We start from the raw sequence: 22,224 nt of genomic DNA on the forward strand, positions 1-22,224 counted from the left end.
TGGTAACCAAACCCCTACCTTGTCTATCTACTCGTTGACATTTTCCCCCTCATCCCCTAACCCCTTCTCCCAACCCCCCTCGTTCCCCCCTGCGAGGAGGGATGACAGAGGATGCTTCGCTTTTGTTGCATGGGAGAAGGGGGATCGGATTCTCTTGCTCCCCTCTTGCTCCCCTCTCCCAAGCTTGGGAGAGGGGCTGGGGGTGAGGGCTGGCGTGGGAGAGGGGCTGGGGGTGAGGGCTGGCGTGGGAGAGGGGCTGGGGGAGAGGGGTTTGACGCTGTGCGCCCATTTCACCGTAAAATCTATCCGACAATTGTAGCTGTGCCGAGCGACTACGCTAAACTCAATCTTGAGCAACACGAATCATAACACCATTGTTGACGGCTCTTGCATCATGACCAAACCTTTCTCCCCAAATAACCCCGCCCATACCACATTTCTCGACCAGTTTACCAGCCACACCGCTGATGCTTTACACCATCAAAACCAGGCAGTTAGTGAATCATTGAACCGCAGACAGATTCCATCGAGCCAAATCCGTCCTCTGGAGGAAGCCTATCACGTTTCCTTAAAACTCGGTGATAACTTGCCACTTAATCCCATCAAAAAACAAATCTTACAGCAACTTGATGCCGTTGTCTATTTTCTCCGGGATTTTCACATCGGGATACTGGGTCAGCGTACCAGTATTTTTCATCTTTATGACGTTGAGATTCAAGTCGAATCCCATCTACGCTATCAAGTCACCTTTGAATCAGGCAAACTGTTGATTCAAATTCCCTACTGGCAGATGGCAGTTTTGGATCGCTATCTACCTTACCAGAAGTTAAAATACTACTGGCGTCGGGGCAAACATTTACCCCGATTTTCGCCCATTCGCAAAATTTGGTGGTTAGTTGATCCGATTGGCGAACTACGGTATAACCTTCGTTCCATGCTGGTGTTGGCGATTCAAAAGCAAATTTTGGGAATTGACAAGCTTTTTGTAAAATTCAACTTACTGGATAACGGCAACCAAAAACATCGAGCGGTTCAAGGTGATAATCAAAACCAAACAGAACTTAAGAATCACGCGATCGCGTTCCTGAAGGCAACAGTTAAGGAAGAAAAGTTAGGTGTGAATCTCGATCTCGTACTTGAAAATCAGGATGACGCTACAATCGCGCAATTATTGGCAGTCTACAAGAAAAATTTGGCAGACATAGACCAGATGGAGGAATTAATTGAAACCGGGACATTTACCTTGCAAGAGAAGTTAAATGAAGAACAATCTCAAGTTGATATCAAGATGTTTGGCTTTGTTAATGTCGGCAACTATCATCGGATTGATGTGGCAGTCAATCTGAGTAAAGATTATCTTAAAAAATATGTGGATGTAATTCCTCGCAAAACTGATATTAAAGCCGTACAGTTTGGCTTTGTCAATGTTTACACGATAGATGATATTACCGTAAAACCAAATTTTCACGGGGCGCTGACACTCAATTTTGAAACAGCGGCGTTGGAGAGGGCTTTAAAGGAATTAGAATTAGTGCAGTAAGTGTAAGATCGCCCTAGCAGGTAGTCATTTTTCCGCCATAATCATAATACTGATCAATTAATTCCAGAATTTCCTCATAATCAAAATTATCCGCGAGTTCCAACACCTGCGTAACAAAGGCAAGATAGTCAGAATTTAATTGTTGAAGTCGCAAAATTTGCTGCTGCACATTTTGAACGTCACCCATTTGAGCAGCTTCATACAGCAGTAGTAGTTCTGCTAGCGGCGGAACCACCAGTTCAGGTTCTGGGGATAAAGTGTTGATGATTTGATGCGACTCATCCCCAAGTTCCTGAGATAGAGTTTGGCTCTGACTATCATTAATCATAGTAAAATATGACCTGGGTAAGTTCGTTAATACATCTAAATCAAACCAAAATTTACTTCCTCGGTTAGGACAACTTTCCAGAAAAATTTTACTTCCCATAAGAACAAGGATTTTTTTGCTAATGGTCAGTCCTAACCCCGTTCCTTCTGGGCTATGTGAACTCTCCATCACTTGCTCAAAGGGTAAGAAAATTTTCTCCCGTTTTTCTGGAGTAATTCCTATCCCTGTATCTTCAATTTCAAAGCGGATATTGGCAAGAGTTTTTTGGACTTTATCCGTTTGCCTTGATGAAGTTACTTTATGGTCATTCAGTTCACAACTGTAACTCCTGACACTCACTTTTAAAGTGACACTACCTTGATGAGTAAACTTAATTGCATTAGAAAGAAGATTAATTAAAACTTGGCGCAGACGTTTTTCATCAACATATATCTCTGGGGGAAGTGAAGTTAGGGGAAAATAGGCAAATTTAAGTTTTTTCTCTTGAGCTTTGAACTTGAAGAGTTCAGCCAGATGATTTAAGAATAAACAAAAATCAATATAATCGGGGAATATTTTCAGTTTTTGAGCTTCGATTTTAGATAGGTCTAAGATATCGTTAATTAGCGTAAGTAGATGACTACCGCACTGATAAATAACGCCAAGCCCCTTCTGTTGCAAAGGAGTGCAGTCTGTAGCTTTTTGCAGCAGTTGAGCGTAACCCAAAATGCCTGTGAGAGGAGAACGGAGTTCGTGACTCATGTTAGCTAGAAACACACTTTTGGCACAGTTGGCGGCTTCAGCTTGCTCAACAGCTTGATGCAAAGCGGCTTCAGTTTGCTGGCGAATCTGAATTTCTTGAATTAGCTGTGCATTTTGCTCAACAAGTTGTTGAGAAAGTCTCTGGAGGCGCAATTGATTCTCGACTCGCGCCACGACTTCTGGGGCTTGAAAGGGTTTAGTAATGTAGTCTACACCGCCAACGGCAAAGGCTTTTAGTTTATCAGCCGTTTCATTTAAGGCACTTAAAAATATGATGGGAATTGAACCAGTGGTGGTGTCTTGTTTAAGAATCGAGCAGACTGTATAGCCATCCATCTGTGGCATTTTAATGTCGAGAAAAATTAAGTCCGGCGGGTGAGAACGAACCGTTTCTAATGCTACCTGTCCACTAATAGCTTTTCTAACTTTATAACCCTCTAATTTAAGAATTGCCGCCAAGGAGCGCAAGTTATCTATATTGTCATCTACGATTAAAATACTCGTTTGCTTGTTTACCATAACCAGCCTCTGCTCTCGTCGGTTTAATTTTAAATAGTGCAGTATAAATTTACGGGAATTGAGTATTCCGCTACCGTCTGATTTCTGCCTCCTGCTTTAGCTCGATACAATGCCTGATCTGCCTGATTAATTAACCCTTCCACGTTCACTAAAGAATTAGGAATTAGGCTAGACACGCCTAAACTTAAGGTGACATATTTACTGCTCTCTGAACCGCCATGGGGAATCTTGAGAGTTTCCACGCCTTGGCGGATAGTTTCGGCAACATGAATCGCGCCTTTGGCATTGGTATTGGGTAAAATGACGGCAAATTCTTCACCGCCATAGCGGGCGACTAAATCGGCGGGACGTTTAACTAAGAGGCGGATTTTAGTGGCTACGTTTCGCAGACAATCATCGCCGGCTTGATGTCCATAGGTATCGTTATAACGCTTAAAAAAATCAATATCTCCTAAAATTAAGGAAAGGGGGAGTTGCTCTCGAAATAGTCGTTGCCATTCTCGATGAATATATTGGTCAAATTTGCGGCGATTGGCGATTCCGGTTAAGCCATCAATAGTCACTAAATATTTGAGTTTCTGATTGGCTTCAAATAAAGCCGTTTCGACTTTAATCCGCTGCATCAATGTGCCTAACTGAGCCGCGATTAGCTGGATAAAGTCGATTAATCTCGGTTCGGATTCACTCCTGGCTTGTTTGAAAAAGACTAAAATGGCTAAGACGCGATCGCGAAACAGAATCGGTACACCGACACCCGTGTTCAAGTCAAGATTTAACCCCCCTTCCGCACAAAGACAACAGCAAGCCGATTCTGCCGAAATCTCGGTGATCCATTCCGGCTTTTGCGATACCCACACTCGCCCCGGTAGTCCAATATTCGGCGCAAAGGTAGTAGTTTTTCGATGATATCTAAATAAGTCAAAGGTGGGATCTCGACTATACCATCCCCGACTACAGTCCAGGAGAGTTTCTTTCGGATTAGGAATCCACGCTTCGGCAAAATCCCAATCAATAGTTTGACAAATTTTTGTTAATGTGATAGTTAGGGTAGACTGAAAATCATCGGTTTGGCTAATCCGGTGAGTCAGGGTTAATAAAAGCTGTAATTGGGAATTTTGATCTTGAAGTTGCTTCTTTTGGGCGAGAAGTTCTTGGCGTTGATGGGCAATCATCAGGTTATTTTTAACGCGGATTAATACCTCTTGCGCCTGAAAGGGTTTTACAATATAGTCTGACCCACCCATATTAAATGCTTTTACTTTATCCGCTACGTCATCTAAGGCACTCAAAAAGATAACGGGAATCCTTTGAGTAGCGGCGTTGGCTTTTAGAGTTGAGCAAACGGTATAGCCATCCATTTGCGGCATTTTGATGTCGAGGAGAATTAAGTCTGGTGGGTGGGAACGAATGGTTTCTAACGCCATCTTGCCACTAATAGCTTTTCTCACTTTATACCCAGCACTGCTGAGGATGGCAGCCAGCGATCGCAGATTATCAGGATGGTCATCTACAATTAAGATATTCGCTTTAACCTCCAACATCGCTGCCCTCCTCCATTATAAGTAATAACTCTATTGTAGAGCCAGGTTTAGGGACAATTGTAGGGGCGGGTTTAGGGACAATTGTAGGGGCGGGTTTAGGGAATCAATTCAGCTAGTCACCGATAAATGAAAAACAAAACCCGCCCTTATCAGAAATAACGGAACTACTTATCTGAATTAATCACAGCTTGAGCTAGCTGAATAATTGGATCAAACTGGAAATTGTGAGCAAGATGGCTTAGAGTCGTGATTAGAAGCGTTTCCTCTGGCGGAATTTGTTCAATAAGCGAGAAAATTTCTTCATCATCACAAAGCTGTGCCGCTTCAGAGAGCATTTCAATCCAGGATAGGGGCATCACCGATAAACGTTCAGGAGTTAACTGATTTCCCTGAACCGATGTCTCTGGCTGAGTCGTTCTGGATAATTGTGGCTGATCACCTGCATAAACATAGCGTACTCCTAAATACTCTTCCATTTTGGCAAACAACGTTTCCACTTGAAAAGGTTTGGTAACATAATCATTACAACCCGCTTCTAGTGCAGAGGCGCGATCGCTCTTGGAAGCGTAAGCCGTTAACGCGATAATAATTGGGGTTTGACTGTCTGATTGGCAACGAATCTGTTGCGTCGCCTGATAGCCATCCATGATCGGCATCCGCATATCCATCCAAATCAGATGGGGTTGCCACTGTTGCCACAATGTCAGCGCTTCCTGTCCATTTTCCACCTCGCGCACCTCTAACCCTGGAAAGGTTAACAGCTTAACCAAAATTTGGCGGTTTTCGGGTTTATCATCAGCAACAATAATCCGGTAGCAGGGTTGATTGGGAACTAATCCAATAACTCGGCGGTGAGTATGAACAAGTTCTATATCGGATGCATCAGCCAAGTGAACCGGAATCTCAAAGCTGAACGTGCTACCTTGATTCAGTTGACTACTCACCTGAATATCACCACCCATTAATTGGACAAACTTACGGCTAATTGCTAACCCTAAACCCGTTCCTTCATTTGCCACTTTCCCGGCGTGAGTTTGGATAAAAGCATCAAATATACTTCCTAATTCCGTTGGCGCAATTCCCACACCCGTGTCGGAAACCTCAAAATGGAGATGGGAAGCCTGTAGAGACGTGCCATGGCGCGTCTGGGAAGATGGAGGAGTTATCATATCCTCGGCGTCTGAACCGTGATCATTTCCTTCTGCCTTCAAAAGTGCTACACGTAAATTAATACTGCCATTTTGCGTGAATTTAATCGCATTACTGAGCAGATTAATCAGAACTTGGCGCAATTTGTTGCTATCTGCCTGAATATAGTGAGGAACATCAGCCGCAATATTTAAGTGAAGCTGCAACCCTTTAGCCCGTGCTTTGTGTTGAAACATCTCTTGGAGCGATCGCATCAAAGCAATTAGGTCAAAACGGCTCTCTTCTACGCTAATACATCCGGCTTCGATTTTCGATAAATCCAGGACATCATTAATCAAACTGAGTAAATGATTGCCACTCTTATTAATAATGTCTAAATTTTCTTGTTCCTCTGGAGTAATCGCTGGATCACGACTCATCACCTGGGTAAACCCCAAAATAATATTCAGAGGAGTCCGCAATTCATGGCTCATATTCGCTAGGAACATACTTTTTGCCTGATTCGCGGCGTCGGCGTCGGCTTTCGCCTGTTGTAGGGATAACTGTGCCTGTTTGCGTTTAGTAATGTCTCGTAAGGCAATCACATAAGCCGATTTTGAGAACCATTGAATCGGAGTTGCCTTCATTTCTGCCGTTCGCCCTATCCCACTCGATTGAATCAAGTTGATTTCTGTGGTTTCTCCTAAAGGCATTCCCCACTGATAGTTCAGTAATGCATCTGGGGTCATATCAAAAAGCTGGGCGGCGGCGGGGTTGGCAAAACAAACCTGACCCTGGCGATCGACGATCATGATTCCGTCGCAGGTAGCAGTAATGATGGTTTTGAGTCGGGTTTCACTTTGCTGGAGTTTTTCCTCAAATTGTTGGCGTTCGGTAATGTCCTGCACAAACGCGGTAAACACCACCTGATCACCTAGAGTCAGCTTGGAAATAGAGGCTTCTGCTGGAAATTCTGTGCCGTCTTTGCGGCGACCAAAAATAGCTTGGCGTTCTCCCATACGCCGTGCTTTCCCCTGAGAATGATTGAAGGTTTTAATATGTTGGTGGTGAGCAAGGGTGTAGCGATTGGGTAACAGTAAATCCAGGGGTTGACCCAACACTTCACTCACCCGATAGCCAAACATCTTTTCCGCCCCTTGATTAAATAAAATGATGTGTTGATTGGCATCAACCGAAATAATCCCATCACTGGCAATTTCTAGAATACCCGCAAATCGAGCCTGGGACGCCCGAAGTTCTTGTTCGGCTTGGTGACGAGTTTGCAGTTCCTGTTGCAGCGCCTTGGTGCGTTTGGCTACCTGAACTTCTAAGCTGGCTTTTGCCTGTTGCAGAGCGAGTTCAGCTTGCTTACGCAGCGTCACATCCAGGGCGGTGCTAATCACCATGCGCCGCCCATCACTCAGCTTACCCAAGGGGGCGGAATAGAAATCCCAGATGCGAGTGGAGCCATTACGAGTGATAATGGTATATTCGCCTTCGCCAATGGGTTGATCGAGGTGATATAACTGATCAATATTTTCCTGAACTAACCCTTGGCGAGTACCGTAGGCTTTTTGAGTCCAATCTGCGATCGTGGGAATGTCTTGATGGGTGTAACCCGTGAGTTCTGTCCAAGCTTGGTTAATCTGCAACACTTCGCCATCTTCAGCATGGAGCATAATCGGTATAGGTGAATAGAGGACGGCACGACGAAAGCGTTCCTGACTCTCTTGCAGCGCTTGTTCTGACTGTTTACGAGCGGTAATATTCGTCAGCGTCACCACACACCCTTGGATCTGGTTTTTGGAGTTCAACAACGCCCGCCCACTCAGGAGTAGATGGAATTGTTGCCCATCCTCTCGCCCAAAAACGACTTCAATCCCTTGGAAGATTTCCCCATTCAGAATTGTGGCAATGGAAAAGGGGTGTCCTGAGGTTGGGGATGGTGAGGAGATTGTATGATTATCTTCCCGAATAGTAGATGAGCTAAACATCAGCGGAAAAATCTGATCAAATGGCTGAAGTATGGGATTTTGACCACAAAGTTCCTGGGTAGCCATACTGGTGCGGATAATAGTGCCCCTTTGATCACAGACGACAATCGCGTCAGCCACTTGCTCGAAAATAGAACGCGCCAGCTTTTCAGCGGCAACTATTTTTTTTTGTCGTTTATTTTCAGTTAAATCCGTTACAATTAAACAATTAACTTTGACCCCCTCCATCATCAATGGACTGACCGATAGCTCCACAGGAATCTCTGTCTGATCACTGGCAATGAGGTAGAATTCCCTGTGACTATATCCGGCTTTATCTTTCTGCAATAGGGATTGGAAGAAGGGGACTTCGACCGGGTTAAGGTATTGTTTAAAGTTAGAGCCAATAACCGTTTCTAAATTTCTTTGCAAAAGATCTGCTAAACGGCGATTGCAATACAGCAGCATTCCATCAGATGTCACCGTAGCTGCCCCTTCTTGCATTTGTTCCACAAAGAGTCGATAAGGTTCATCGGCACTCTGTAAGGTAAAAATCTGGTCACCTGCGGGTCCTGATACGACTAATGCATCCACCTCACCCTGGCGAATTGCCTGCAATGTTTCTTCCGCGACACTCAGGCGATCGCGTAAGTCTTGAAGTTCTTGTTCTAATTCCTCCCGTGTTTTTTCTGGCATCGATTTCAACGTAATTTATAGCTAATCATTTTTCGGCACAATATCTAGCCCCACCATAATTTTTTCTGTCTGGGACATATCGCCAATAATCCGTTGTAATGGCAGGGGCAGTGTTTTAATTAGGGTAGGTGTGGCAAAAATCTGTGCTTGCTTAACCAATTCCGGTTGTTGATAAATATCGATAACCTCCAAAGTGTATCGTTCGGGAAGATAGTCTTCACAGATATGTTTGATCATTTCAATGGCACGGATCGATTTTAACGTTGTTCCAGAAATATACAAGTGGAGACAGTAATGGGTTGTGTTGCTTTGAGTTAGGGCTTTTTCAAAGGCTTCTGTCGAACTTTTTAGGTTTTCTTTTTTCATTGTTTTATCCTATTTTTTAATGAAATTAATTAACACTATGTCTGCTAAATTGGTTCGGAGTCTCGACGCAAATCGAGTCCTACCAAAACCTTTTCAGTATTGGATAAATCGCCAATAATTTGTTTGAGTGGCGGCGGCAGTTTCCGCACCAATGTCGGAATCGCCACAATTTTGTCTCCTTTGGCAAGTTGAGGATTTTCGAGTAGATCAATCACTTCGATATGATATTGACCATTCAGGTGTTCCTCGCAAATTTTTTTCAAATTAGCAAATGCTTTAATTGATTTCGGGGTTTGCCCTGCTACATAGAGGCGCAATTGCCAAAATCCTGATGCCTGATTGCTAATTTCTTGTAGAGTTTCCATACTTAAAAACACTGGGTAGTTGATACTTGAGAGATTAACCACAGACGTCTACTCATTGCCCTGAATGAAATCCGCCTGACGAAGCTGCGCGATCGCGACTCGGTTTTGCTGTAGATTATCTTGGTGGGATTGCTCCTCCTGCATCATCTCTTCAATATTTTCCTCTTCCCGTTCCAGTTGCGCTTGCAAGGCGGTGATTTGGGAGTGGATAATCGCTTTCTGGCGGGCAAAATTGCGGCGTTTGCGCTCAAATTCCTGTTTTCGAGTCAACTTCACGGCTTTTTCTTTTTCCTCTTGAATCCTTCGCGCCGTACCCGTCAGCACTATCCCTTCTCCTAAATAGACATCGACTAACTCGACTCCCTGCTTGGTTAATTTCAATTCCCGCACCTGATTGGAGTGTTCCATCCCACGAGATTTGAGGATAAAAAATACACGATTGCGTTCGCCATTACTCTCCACAAAACGCACCTCCAACCACGTATCCATTAACGAGGAAACGCCGATCTCCGTCTGCTCAACAAGCATCCCCCCTTGGATTAAATTCGTCAAAAACACCGTAATTTGTTGGGACTTTAGCAGATCAATCAGACGGAAGAGAAACGCTTTTGCCTGTAAGAGAGTACCGCCCATCGTCAGATTACTCATCGGGTCAATAATCACAACCGTGGGCTGAAACTTTTTAATTAAACTGTGGATTTGTACCAGGTGCATTTCTAAGCCATAAGCCGTTGGACGTCTCGCCTGAAACCGTAACAAGCCTTGGTTGACAAATTCCGGTAAATTAATGCCAACCGATTGCATATTGCGGATAATTTGCTGCGGGGCTTCTTCAAAGGCAAAATAGAGACAGCGTTCACCCCGCCGACAAGTGGCTTCAGCAAAATGTGCCGCCAACGTCGTTTTCCCCGTTCCCGCTGTACCTGTGATCAGAATACTGCTACCACGAAAATATCCCTCCCCTCCCAGCATAGTGTCGAGGCGTTCAATCCCACTCGATATCCGTTCGTGGGTTACGGTATGATCTAATCCCACGGATGTAATTGGCAATACAGTAATCCCGTCTGAATTAATCAGAAAAGGATAGTCATTTGTCCCGTGACTAGACCCCCGGTACTTGACAATTTGCAATTTACGGGTTGAAATATCTTCGTAGAGACGGTGATCGAGGCGAATCACGCAATCAGAAACATACTCTTCGATGCCATAACGAGTCAGAGAGTTCTCCCCTTTTTCCCCGGTAACAATTGCCGTAACCCCTTTCGTTTTCAACCAGCGAAATAACCGCCGCAACTCTGCCCGGACAATCGCGGTATTGGACAAGCCAGAAAACAGCACTTCAACAGTATCCAGGACAACTCGCTTGGCACCGATGGCATCAATGGCACTACCGAGGCGAATAAATAAAGCTTCTAAATCATAGTCCCCAGTTTCTTCAATCTCCTGCGGGTCAATATAAACATAATCAATCGAGAGTTTTTCTGTTGCCGTCAATTCGTCCAAATCCCAACCCAAAGAGGCGACATTTTGGGTCAATTCTGCCGCCGTTTCTTCAAACGCCATGAACACAGCCGATTCTGAGTAGTCCAGGATACCCCTTACTATAAACTCCATCCCCATTAACGTCTTTCCACACCCGGCTGTTCCACAAATCAGAGTTGTTCGTCCTAACGGCAATCCGCCATCAGTAATTTCGTCTAATCCTTTGATCCCGGTTGGGCATTTGCGAAGTTGATTTTTGGCTAATGTGGTTTTTGACATGGATTGCCCTTCCTCAGAATTTGGTTAGTCGTGGACTGGTGAAAATGAGCCACCCTTATCCATCCCCTCATCTTATCGGGAAAAAATGAGGAATTTATGACGATTGGAGGCAGGGGGATTTACGTCATGGTGGTTAAATCGGGCGCACGTCGGTCTTATGTGTCAACTACAGGCGAGAAAATCAATGCTGGTAAGGTTTTAAGAACTTTCGGCACCATTGTAGAGACGCGCCATGGCGCGTCTCTACATAAATGATATGTCCTAACCGCTATGGCGGTTGCTATAGATCGGGAGCATCCCATTTTCTCTCTTTTCCAAAATTCGGTTGGCGAATAGAATCACCTGTTCCCCACACTTACGCCAAGCGATCGCGAAAATATTTCTGGTACAATTGACACCGAGGCGTGCAATCATTACCAAAGAGTTTTACCAGTCCCATACTGTTTAATTTAAACGCCTGTTGCGAGGGTAAACGGACTGGCGTCGATGCCATTACTATGGCTTTCATCGCGTCCAATAATTCCGGATAGGTTTGCAAATTCCACAAATGGCGGCGCAAATGATCACTATAAATTCCTGCTTCCGTGGGCGCGGTTTGCTGGATGTCCTCTAATGTCATATCCTGACGGGCAATATGATAAAGTGCCAGTCTCACCAAATAAGGATGTCCACCAACTAAGGTAACCAGAGAATCTACCGTTTCAATCGACCATTCTAATCCATGGCGTCTGGCTAACTCCATCACCTGTTGTTGATTAAACTCTGGCAATTCAATCGGTAATCCTACATTAAAGGGCGATTTATTCATATCCAAGGGAACATATACTTCCGTAGAATGTACCACCACTAACCGGAATTTCTGCCAAATCTCGCGCCGTTTCGCTTCCTCATGCAATGCCCGTAATAACCCGAAAAAGTCATCGGCAATTTCCGGAGAGGCAAAGAGGCGATCCACTTCATCTAATCCTAATGTCAATGAGGTGGAAATATGGGGAAGTAAATACTGTTCAAAATAGGCTTTACAGCTTTGATTGCTGCCAATCATATCCGCTAACTGGGCATATTTTGCCAGTTGTTCGGGATCGAGTCGCCCCAAGGCTAAACTGACACTGGCACAAAACCATTCTAAGAATGTATTAGAATTCGCTAATATCCGCTGATTTGCCAGTTGTAAACTTAAAGCCACAGTTTGAGATCCCTGCTGTTCAGCATGACGCAGAATTCGCGCCATCAAAGAGGTTTTTCCCATTTGTCGGGGGGCTTTGATTCGGATTAATGCCCCCGGTCGAGTTATGGTTTCATAACAAACCGATTCAATGGGCGGGCGATTAATGTAAAAGGTAGAGTCAAGATCGACTTGCCCTTCGGGTAATTCTGGTGCAGCGACAGGGAGAGGCGCATGAAGTGATGTATTTTTCTGTGTTTGGGGAGTCAGTTTACTCCAAGAAATCGCCAATTGATGATCCGTTGGCAAAGCGGTGCGCCCTTGGCTGAGAACCTGGAGAACTTCTGAGGCGAGAATCGTCGGATCATCATGACAACGCCAGTGCCACGGTTGAGTACCTTGTAAATAGCCGAGTAAATCGAAGGGTAAGGGGGTACTGATACCATTTCCATTCTGACAAACGTCTACTAAAATGGGCAAAATTGCGGGTTTTTGGGGCGTGATGTGGTGTAACGTCTTAGCCAGCCGAACTTGTTCGAGTACCATTTCGCTAACGGCGGTGGTTTGGGATAATAGCAGCAGCAAGTAATCGGATAGCTTTAAGTAGTTATCGAGGGCAGTATTTTGCTGCGCCAAAAAAACGTCATGACCCGCTTGACAAATTGCCTGTTGTATTGTTTGGGTCAGATTAAAATGAGGGGCGTATCCACTCATCAGCACTTTAGCTCTGATTTCCCGTACCTCCGAAGCTGGAGATGGAGTCTCTAAATCAGCGATATCCCGCCATTCCTGCCCTAATGCGGCGCAAAGTTCCACGAAATTGATATAATCCACGGGTTTGCCGTTGAGGAAGTTGCTCACGGTGGATTGGGAGATACTCAAGGCTTCAGCCAAAAGCTTCTGACTGGGAAAGCCATTCCGTAAAAGGGACGATTTAACGCGGGAAACGGAGTGAGAGTGAACTTGGAGCGATCGCGGCATTGTTTAAACCAGCTTGTGATCCTGCATTGATCATAAATGCCAGTCCCGGTAAAAGTCGATATGAGCCACTGTTTGCGGATTTTTGGGGAATACCCAATTTAAATGCATGACCGCTTACTGTATTTTCTGATACTCTTCTAACGCTGCCAGCAGTACATTGACTAAAGGATGATCAATCAATTCTTTTAATACCTCAGTCTGCACGCCTTTTAAGCCTTCAACGACTGAAGCTTTCAGAATCGGATTCTGCTCAATCCTCTCTAGCACCTCGATAACCACTCGTTGTTTTTCCAGAGGCGTATTCGTGGGATAGGTTTGATCGAGCTGTTGGAGTAACTTTTGAATTTTGGTCGCGGTATCGGTCAGTCTTTGCTTTTGTTCTAGAGTATAAGCAGGTGCGATCGCCGAGTTTCCAGACGGGCAATTTTTCACGGACTCACCTTGATTAGAGGGGTAAGGCGTGAGGGGTTCAACTAACCGTCTTGCCTCTACATTAATCGTTTGAGCAGGATTCACGGTTTTCTCCGCCAACCGTTGCAGAATCTCGGTTAAGTTGGCACTCTGCTGACGATAGGTAGCCACTTGCTCATATTTCACCTGTAACTGATAACGATAGTCTTTATCAATCACCTCAAGTTGGGCATCGTACTCACGATTAAGGAAATGCTCAACCTCCAACCGATTGGCATCGATAGGAATGGCAATCCGGATGGTTAATACCCCATCAGGGCGATTTTCTAAGGATTGAATCGTGAGGATGTTACTCCCATCCTGGACTTGACAGGCTTGGAAAGCGGCAAAGAACGCTTGCCAATCAATACCATTGCGGAACGTTAAATTAACCGTTTCTAAGGGAACTTGAAAAACCCTAGTGAATTCTCCCGGGGCAAATGTTCCCTGATGGGGACAGCGTTCGTGTTGATTTGTTTGTAAGTAAACATACTCACAAATCACCTCGGCTAAATTTGTCCCGCTATTGATGTGCCAGTCTTCCAGACAGGCGGCGGTGAATATGGCTTGGTGAAAATCGGTGTTGAAGGCTTTGCAGCGTTGTAAGTTAACGCCCCGCAGATTGGCTTGACTACAATTAGCACCCTTGAGATTCGTCCCCCTCAGGTTTGCACCAACAAGGTGAGCACCACTGAGATTCGCCCCACTGAGATTCGCCCCACTCAGATTGGTTCCACTCAGTTTAGCGCCAATCAATTTTGCCCCCACTAAATCAGCACCACTGAGGTTGGCTTTAGTCAAATCAGCACCACTAAGATAGATGTTATTCAGGTTCGCACCAATGAGATTGGCACTAATTAAGTCAGCATTTCTCAGATCGGCTGCTGTGAGGTTTGCACCGATCAAATCCGCCTCACTCAAATATGCCTCACTCAAATATGCTTCACTCAGGTTTGCGCCAATCAGATCCGCTTTACTCAAATCTGCCTGACTTAGATTTGCCCGACTCAAATCAACGCCACTGAGTTTCGCCCCTTGGATGGCAACGCCCTTACCCGTAGCAAAGCTGAGATTGGGTCGGATATCCGGGTGGTGCGCTTTCCACGCATTCCATACCTCCACCCCTTGCCTGAGTAAGGCAAGATAGTCTTCATTCGTCTGTGGAGACATAAAATCGTTAGACAAGTTCCGCTTTACACATCCGTTATAGATAGAAGAAACACACTTAACTGAAATGCTTCCATAATAAGGGTTTGATGAATGGGTTGCCTAGAACTATAAACCAGGACGTCTCATCAGTAATGAAATGATGGAAATCCCCAACCTCAATCGACCATTGGGAGAGAGGTTGGGGAGGATATCAAAAAACAAACGGCGAGGACTTATCCCCACCATTTCTTAAATCTTATCGGATGAACATTGTCCATCCTTATACCTATACCCTGGTACCCATCTGAGGATTGGTATTGACGCCAGGTGCATTATAGATAGCCCAATCCTGAATTCCTCGATTTTGGAAAATGGGTTGCATATTCAGGATCTCGGTTTCTGTACCCTCTACAATCACCACGTAATCGCCGACGGAAACTCGTTCATCATAATGTTTAGCAGCATCTTCGGGGATTCCCCAACCAATCAAGGCACCAACTAAACCACCACCAGCGCCACCAATAACACCTCCTAAGAGGGTATTCGCTAAAACAATTCCTAATTCTGTAGCTGCACCGACTCCAGGAATTGCTAATACGCCTAGACCACCAATTAAACCGAGGAAACCGCCTACCGTACCGCCAGCAGCGGCACCCGCTTTTGCACCTTTTCCCGCCTGGTTGCCACCGCTTTTATGGAGATCCGTACCGCCAATTTTCTCATTGAGGCTAGCGTCTTTAGCAATCACGGAAACTCGATCCAGATCGAATCCCCTATCTCTGAGTTCCATGAGCGCATTTTCTGCCTGTTGACGACTAGGAAAGACGCCAATTGCATGTCTTAATTGTGATTGTGCTACAGCCATATTTTTTCTCCCTATACTTCAAAACCGATCAACCTGTCAGAATGCAGGACTCGGATTATTGTTGCGTTTTTATTCACCTTTCTATTTTGGTAAGAGAACACAAAAAGTTCATCAGTCTGTAGAGAGAAGCTGTTGATAGGCAATAGGGAATAGAGAGCTGAGGGAGATGGGGAAGCAGGGGAAGCAGGGGAAGCAGGGGAAGCAGGGGAAGCAGGGGAAGCAGGGGAAGCAGGGGAAGCAGGGGAAGCGAGTATGACGAATGACGAATGACGAATGACGAATGACATAAGACAAATCCCCTAAAACAATCCGTCTAGCTCAATTTCCTCAATCATCTGTAAGGCACGGGGATCGCCCACTCTCAACAGAGCCGCTTTAGCATCTTCCCGCACGCCCATATCTTCATCTTCGGCAAAGGCTTCAATTAAACCGTCAACTGCACCTGCATAGATAGCATTCGAGGGGAGTTCTCGACAAAGCTGCCCTAATGACCAAGCACAGTTACTGCGTACTGCTGCCATGGGGTCTTGCTTTAAGGCAGTAATTAATGGGGGAACACAGGCGACGATATCCTCATAGTCTAGCTTTGCCATCTGTGCCAGGGAACTTGCTGCCCACAAACGCACGGCAGAGATATCTGTACATAAGGCATCAATCAAGCTGGGCAATGCTTTGCGATCGCGGCAATTACCTAATGCCCAAACGACCCCTTTACGCACATACCCATTCCAATCCCGGTTCAGTTGCTCTATTAAAGGATCGACGGCTGTTGGATCAGGATTGCGTCCTAATGCATAAGCCGCACTCACCCGTACCAACGGACAGACATCGTTTAACAAATTAATCAGATGGGGAATTGCCCGTTCATCTTGAAGTTCACAAAAAGCCCGCGCCGCCAGCATCCGTTGGGGCGTTTCTGGGGCGGTTAGCAGAGCCAGCATCGCTTCTGGATCGGGTTGAGTCGCTTCTGCGTGGTCATCAATTGGCTCGATTTCATCCAGAGGGCTGTCTAGCTCACCTGCCGCCTCGATTAATCTTAGCTCGTTATTATCATACATATTTAAAAAAATATCTTATTCAGCGGTTATTTGTCCTATGTCCTTTGTTATTTGTTATTTTTCCTTTGTCAACTTATCCATCTGAACATTCTCGCACTCAAAAGTATGCCTTGGGAAAAAGTGAAGCGTCAACACTCAGAACTCTTATCCAGACAGCGGTTTCACCATCCAAAGGGACTGGGTTTGGAACCCTAACTTCTCGTAAAGGCGCACAGCCGACGGATTTGACTCAAACACTTGCAACCCAATTTGGCGATCGCCCCGAACTCTAGCCCAGTTTTCAGCATGATACATCAGTGCCGAACCAATACCCCGACGCCGATGCTCTGGCATCACGTAGAGTAAAAAAACATGGGCATGGCGATCGCCACTGACCTGATCAACGGCATTTCCCAGCCATAAACCAGCGACAGGTTGATTTGATGGTGCGGCGTCACCTTCAGGATTGGCTAAGTCTACCCACCATAACGGTGTGTCTTGACAAAAATACCGTCGTATTGTCTCTTCTAAATGAGAAAAATCTTGCTGTTGCGGGAAAAGCTCTTGATAACTCAGTTGGAGAAACTTCAACAAGGTTGCCTTTTCCAGTCGAGAGCCAACTCGTAGCTGATAGCCCGGTATTAATGATGTACGCATCTGATCGCAATAAGGGAGCAGGGGTGTGGTTGTAGGGGCGGGTTTTACCGATAACGTTTCGCAGACAACAGACGTGCCATGGCGCGTCTGGAAGCGGGGGGAGCAATGATACATTTTCCCTGATAGCGGTGCGACGCGAAGGGTTAAAACTCAAAATTCAACACGAGTCAGGGCGGGTTTTGAACAACACTTATCATCAACAGCGAGACGAAAGTCCCTAAACCCGCCCCTACACACTCAACACTCAAAACGTCCCCAATCCCCTCATACTCACCGAATTCGTATCTTCAATAGGTGCAGGCGCTGCCATATCATTGGGCAAAAAGATGCGAGCGCTGACGGCAAGTAACGCGACGACAAAGACTAAGACGATCAAAAAAGGGGCAATATACTGACGGAAAATAGACATAGGTATCCAATTGGATAAAGATTTGTAACGCCATTGTTATCTATCTTATAACTACTTGGAATCATCGTCTTGATCATCTAATCCCGGTCTAGGCATCGGTACAGCTTTTTTCCGATTAAGCTGACGCAGCAACATTGCCCCACCCACAGCAATAATCAGGGACACCCAACCCGTCAGGGGTTGTAGCAGCAGAAATCCTCCGATCGCAAACATAGTACCAAACAACAATAAAATGGCGGCAAATACCCGTTTAATATCCTGTCCCAGGTTTTGAATCGGTAGTAATCCCGTGCTTTCCTGTTGACGTTGCCAACCCGGACCTGCTGGACGCACCCGACGATAAAATTCATCTAGAGTTGCCTCCGATTCTGGCGGCGTCACTAACAGGGCTGTAATCCATAACACACTGGTAATAATTGTCGTTACCAGTAAACGCAAACCAAACTCCTCAATCTGAATAATCGGGACGATACTGGTGGTTAACCCGACAATAAACCCACCCACCATTGCCGTCAGTTCAGCTATGGCGTTAATTCGCCACCAAAACCAGCGTAAGATTAAGACTAAGCCAGGACCGGTGCCAATGGCAATCACTAACCGAAATACGGTTGCCACATCCTGAGAAAAGAACGCCGCCATCGCCCCTAATGCCGTCACCACCACTGAAGCAATCCGCCCCGCTAACACCAACTCTGACTGTTGAGCATTCGGTCTGATAAAGCGCTGATACAGGTCATTGGTTAAATAAGATGCGCCCCAGTTAATCGATGTAGATACCGTACTCATAAACGCAGCCAGTAGAGACGTAACCACTAACCCCAACATCACCGGGGGAAGGAAATCCAGCATCAGTTTAGGATAACCCAATTCTCGGTCGGATAAATCGGGATAGACGACAATCGCCACCAGCGCCACGAGTATCCAGGGCCAAGTTCTGATCACATAATGGAGAATATTAAATAACCAAGCGGCTTTTTCTGCCTCCGCTTCATCCTTAGACGCCGCTAAACGTTGCACGAATTCCCCACCACCATCACTCCGACGAAACGTCCACCACTGGAGAAAGATATAGGCAAAAAAGGTACTCGCGGTAATTCCCGCCGTTTCACTCCAGCGGAAATTATCAGTTATCGGAAAAAAGGATAAAATATCATGTCCGGTTATCTGCTGCACTTCTGGCACAAGGACATGAATTCCACCGACATGACTCACCGCCGCGATCGCGACAACAATTGCCCCAAATAGTGCTAAAAAGAACTGAAAAAAATCGGTAGTGACTACACCCCAAAGCCCCGCAAAACCTGAGTAAATTAAAACCAAAACACTAACACCAACCACACTCAAAATTTTCAGATTTTCCCCCGGTTCAATCCCCAAACTCTGCCAAAGTTCCAAGGCATCCACCACTTTAATCATGGCAAGCATAGCGTAGCCAATGGCAATACAGTTAATCGGTACGGCAAATAAAAAGGCTTTGGTTCCCCGTAAAATTGCGGCTGTTCGTCCGCCATAACGCAGTTCAGTCAATTCCGCGTCGGTGACAATTTCCGAACGTCGCCACAATCGGGCAAAGATATAAATCATCACCAAATGGGCGATGCCAAAACTCCACCATTCCCAGTTTCCGGCAATGCCTCGATTACCCACAACCCCAGCAATATAAAGGGGTGTATCAATAGAAAACGTTGTCGCTGCCATACTTGTACCCGCTAACCACCAAGGAAGCGATCGCCCGGAGACGAAAAAATCAACTAAACTCCCTGAGGCTTTGCGTGAGAGATAAAGTCCTAATCCCATTGAACCAATCAGGTAGAGCAGAACTATCAACCAATCAACCTGTTGCATACTTTTGCGATAACGTTTGACCTGAATTTGATATGATACATCGCTTTTAGGTCAGATAATTTTAGAGGTTAGATTTTCATGTTTGATCAACCTCTCTCAACTTAGTCGGGGCGGGTTTATTCATATCTGGGTGAGGTAAAAAACGATAATAGTGAAACCCGCCCCTACACAGATTGTGTCAGATAGAAAGGTGGCACATCGGTTGGAACTCCACAGGTTTAGCCTTGGTCAGGTTAACCAAACGTAAGACAATTTTCACTAACGAACGGACGATTGAGGCTAATTTTATGCTATATAGAGCTGTTGCCTTTTCCACTTTGGCTGTGCTGGTGGGTAGCGATTTAACTCAGCAAGCGATGGCGACTCCAGATTCCCCGACAACTAACCCACCATCGGAAACCAGAAACTATGTTGTCCCCACAGAAGCCACCTCAGCCACACCTTCCCCTAGAACCGTCGCCGCTCCAGAAGCGACACCAACCCCAGAATTTGCCCAATCTGTTCCCACCCTAAATCAATCTCAACGGTCTAACGATTTAGTTGTTCTCGCCACAGACGTGCAAGTCGTGGGTGTGTCTGAAGAATTGCAGCAGCTTGTCTTAAAAACGATTCGCACTCGTCCAGGGGGTCAAACCAGTCAAAGCCAATTGGATCAGGATATTCAAGCGATTTTAGATACAGGGTTCTTTGCCAACGCCAGTGTCACACCAAGGGCTAACTCCACTGGCTGGGAGGTTGTTTATCAGGTTGAACCGGTTATCGCGCGATCGCTAGAACTTTCCGGTAACCAGGTTCTTACCCCAGACATAGCTAATTCTATTTTTAATCCGCAATTGGGTCAACCCGTTAGTCCTGCTAGCCTACGTCAAGGGATACAACAGTTAGAACAATGGTATGAAGACAATGGCTATATCTTGGCACAGGTTTTAGACGTGCGATCGACATCCGATGGCGTGATTACGGTTGAAGTGGCGGAAGGCGTCGTCAGTGACATTAATTTCCGCTTCCTCGACGAAGAAGGCGAACCCACAGACGGACGAACTCGCGAGGATTTCATTAATCGCGAATTGAACCTACAACCCGGTCAAGTCTTTAATGTAGAGGTTGTCCGCCAAGACTTGCAACAGCTTTACCAGATGGGATTATTTGATCAAGTAGACATTTCTCTCAACGGTGATACAAGAAACGTCGATGTTATTTATAACCTCATCGAACGCCCCGCCCGTGGCGTCAATGCTGGCGCAGGATATAGCAATGATAGTGGTGTTTTTGGCACTCTCAGTTATAACGACTTCAATCTCGGTGGTGTGAACCAGAAACTGGGATTGAATATACAGTTTAGCCGTCGTGATTTCCAGTTTGATGGCAACTATGGTAGACCCTATCGGGCTAGTAATCCAGAACAACCCGGATATAACGTGAATACGTTTCGGCGTCGTACTGTATCCCAAACATTCGATGATGATGTTGATCTCGCGAATGGGGATGATCCCCGTGAAGGACAGTTTGGCGGTGGTGTCAGCTTATCCAAACCCGTGAATCAGGAATGGGATGCGTCGGTAGGCGTCAACTATACCCGCACCAGTATCCGCGATAGTGAGGGCAAAATTAATGCAGTTGATGAATTCGGGAATCGTCTCTCCTTCAGCGATAACGGAATTGATGATTTAGTTACCGTTTCTGCTGGAGTGACGCGGGATAAACGAGACAATCCTGTCAATCCCACCCAAGGTTCTCTGGTGCGTCTGAGTACGGAACAGTCTGTACCTATTGGTAATGGTAGTATTTTGATGAATCGCCTGGAGGCAAACTACTCTCAGTACGTTCCCGTTGATGTATTTAATGGCAATAGTCAAGAAGTCTTGGCATTTAACGTTCAGGGAGGAACCACGATTGGTGATTTACCCCCCTACAACGCCTTTAACCTCGGCGGTCAAAATTCGGTGCGAGGCTACGGTACAGGGGATGTCGGAACAGGGCGCAGTTATGTGTTAGCGTCGGCGGAGTATCGGATTCCCATCTTCAATCCAGTGGGCGCAGTTGTTTTTGCTGACTTTGCGTCGGATTTGGGTTCGAGTGAAACCGTACCGGGAGAACCGGGTGTGGTACGGGGTAAACCGGGAAGTGGGTTTGGTTACGGTGCGGGATTGCGCGTCAATTCCCCTGTGGGTATCATCCGCGCCGATTTAGGATTTAATGACCAAGGAGATAGCCGAGTCCAGTTTGGTTTGGGTCAACGATTTTAAGCCTTTGGGATTATCGCGGTTGTAGGGGCGAGTCGCTGCACATAGTAGGCGGTGTGAGAATTAACTTGTCTCGACTCGCCCTTTTCTAAATGCGGTGTTAGATAATTCCCCATACCGGGCGGAGGGCGACCCGATTAAATTAAGGGTTTGGTGGTATGAATTGTGTGCGGCGGGTCGCCCCTACATTTGTATAGGGTGTTAGATAATTCCCCATACCGGGCGAAGGGCGACCCGATTAAATTAAGGGTTTGGTGGTATTAATTGTATGCGGCGGGTCGCCCCTACATTTGTACCCGGTGTTAGATAATTCCCCATACCAGGCGGAGGGCGACCCGATTAAATTAAGGGTTTGGTGGTATTAATTGTATGCGGCGGGTCGCCCCTACATTTGTACCCGGTGTTAGATAATTCCCCATACCGGGCGAAGGGCGACCCGATCAAATTAAGGGTTTGGTGGTATTA

At 45.9% G+C, this 22,224-nt stretch carries 16 protein-coding genes; 3 read left to right on the forward strand and 13 right to left on the reverse strand.

The window, feature by feature from the left end:
- Nucleotides 1-394: 394 nt before the first annotated feature.
- Nucleotides 395-1,540 carry a hypothetical protein gene (locus tag RH949_RS22120; protein ID WP_446356168.1) on the forward strand — a complete coding sequence of 382 codons (1,146 nt, stop codon included), beginning with the start codon at nucleotides 395-397 and terminating at the stop codon, nucleotides 1,538-1,540.
- 13 nt (nucleotides 1,541-1,553) lie between these two features.
- Here RH949_RS22120 and RH949_RS22125 read toward each other — a convergent pair whose 3' ends face one another.
- The 6 genes from RH949_RS22125 to kaiC all read right to left on the reverse strand — a co-directional run bounded on the left by RH949_RS22125 (nucleotide 1,554) and on the right by kaiC (nucleotide 10,958).
- Nucleotides 1,554-3,128, reverse strand: a complete 1,575-nt coding sequence (locus RH949_RS22125) for an ATP-binding response regulator (RefSeq protein ID WP_446356170.1) — start codon at nucleotides 3,126-3,128, stop codon at nucleotides 1,554-1,556.
- Nucleotides 3,129-3,157: 29 nt separating this feature from the next.
- A complete protein-coding gene (locus RH949_RS22130; RefSeq protein ID WP_446356172.1) occupies nucleotides 3,158-4,669 on the reverse strand; it encodes a diguanylate cyclase domain-containing protein in 1,512 nt (503 codons plus the stop codon).
- A gap of 164 nt (nucleotides 4,670-4,833) precedes the next feature.
- A complete protein-coding gene (locus tag RH949_RS22135; RefSeq protein WP_446356174.1) occupies nucleotides 4,834-8,466 on the reverse strand; it encodes a PAS domain S-box protein in 3,633 nt (1,210 codons plus the stop codon).
- 21 nt (nucleotides 8,467-8,487) lie between these two features.
- Nucleotides 8,488-8,832 (reverse strand): circadian clock KaiB family protein, encoded by a 345-nt coding sequence (locus tag RH949_RS22140; protein WP_006099669.1) that lies wholly within the window; start codon nucleotides 8,830-8,832, stop codon nucleotides 8,488-8,490.
- Nucleotides 8,833-8,876: 44 nt separating this feature from the next.
- On the reverse strand, nucleotides 8,877-9,197 hold the full coding sequence (kaiB, locus tag RH949_RS22145; protein WP_446356177.1) for a circadian clock protein KaiB: 321 nt from the start codon (nucleotides 9,195-9,197) through the stop codon (nucleotides 8,877-8,879).
- A 48-nt stretch (nucleotides 9,198-9,245) separates the two neighbouring features.
- Nucleotides 9,246-10,958 (reverse strand): circadian clock protein KaiC, encoded by a 1,713-nt coding sequence (gene kaiC / locus RH949_RS22150; protein WP_446356179.1) that lies wholly within the window; start codon nucleotides 10,956-10,958, stop codon nucleotides 9,246-9,248.
- A gap of 96 nt (nucleotides 10,959-11,054) precedes the next feature.
- Here kaiC and RH949_RS22155 point away from each other — a divergent pair, with 96 nt between their 5' ends.
- Entirely contained in the window at nucleotides 11,055-11,213 is a 159-nt protein-coding gene (locus tag RH949_RS22155; protein WP_006099712.1) for a hypothetical protein, read from the forward strand.
- A 100-nt stretch (nucleotides 11,214-11,313) separates the two neighbouring features.
- Here RH949_RS22155 and RH949_RS22160 read toward each other — a convergent pair whose 3' ends face one another.
- The 7 genes from RH949_RS22160 to RH949_RS22190 all read right to left on the reverse strand — a co-directional run bounded on the left by RH949_RS22160 (nucleotide 11,314) and on the right by RH949_RS22190 (nucleotide 19,516).
- On the reverse strand, nucleotides 11,314-13,104 hold the full coding sequence (locus RH949_RS22160) for an AAA-like domain-containing protein (protein WP_446356181.1): 1,791 nt from the start codon (nucleotides 13,102-13,104) through the stop codon (nucleotides 11,314-11,316).
- Between the two features lie 114 nt (nucleotides 13,105-13,218).
- Nucleotides 13,219-14,724, reverse strand: coding sequence for a pentapeptide repeat-containing protein (locus tag RH949_RS22165; RefSeq protein ID WP_446356183.1), 1,506 nt, complete (start codon nucleotides 14,722-14,724; stop codon nucleotides 13,219-13,221).
- Between the two features lie 265 nt (nucleotides 14,725-14,989).
- Nucleotides 14,990-15,568: a general stress protein gene (locus tag RH949_RS22170; protein ID WP_006099857.1), complete on the reverse strand. Its 579-nt coding sequence runs from the start codon at nucleotides 15,566-15,568 to the stop codon at nucleotides 14,990-14,992.
- Nucleotides 15,569-15,867: 299 nt separating this feature from the next.
- Nucleotides 15,868-16,626, reverse strand: coding sequence for a HEAT repeat domain-containing protein (locus RH949_RS22175; RefSeq protein WP_006099865.1), 759 nt, complete (start codon nucleotides 16,624-16,626; stop codon nucleotides 15,868-15,870).
- 144 nt (nucleotides 16,627-16,770) lie between these two features.
- The gene (locus tag RH949_RS22180; RefSeq protein WP_446356186.1) at nucleotides 16,771-17,376 is read right to left on the reverse strand and encodes a GNAT family N-acetyltransferase; all 606 of its coding nucleotides are present in this window, start codon (nucleotides 17,374-17,376) and stop codon (nucleotides 16,771-16,773) included.
- A gap of 130 nt (nucleotides 17,377-17,506) precedes the next feature.
- On the reverse strand, nucleotides 17,507-17,671 hold the full coding sequence (locus RH949_RS22185) for a hypothetical protein (RefSeq protein ID WP_006099783.1): 165 nt from the start codon (nucleotides 17,669-17,671) through the stop codon (nucleotides 17,507-17,509).
- A 51-nt stretch (nucleotides 17,672-17,722) separates the two neighbouring features.
- Nucleotides 17,723-19,516, reverse strand: coding sequence for a sodium:solute symporter family protein (locus RH949_RS22190; RefSeq protein ID WP_446356188.1), 1,794 nt, complete (start codon nucleotides 19,514-19,516; stop codon nucleotides 17,723-17,725).
- 287 nt (nucleotides 19,517-19,803) lie between these two features.
- Between RH949_RS22190 and RH949_RS22195 the strand changes: the two genes are divergently transcribed.
- Complete coding sequence (locus tag RH949_RS22195) at nucleotides 19,804-21,762, forward strand: BamA/TamA family outer membrane protein (RefSeq protein ID WP_446356190.1); 1,959 nt, start codon at nucleotides 19,804-19,806, stop codon at nucleotides 21,760-21,762.
- Nucleotides 21,763-22,224 lie beyond the last annotated feature (462 nt).

The organism is Coleofasciculus sp. A1-SPW-01, assembly GCF_040217205.1.
Lineage (GTDB): Bacteria > Cyanobacteriota > Cyanobacteriia > Cyanobacteriales > Coleofasciculaceae > Coleofasciculus > Coleofasciculus chthonoplastes_A.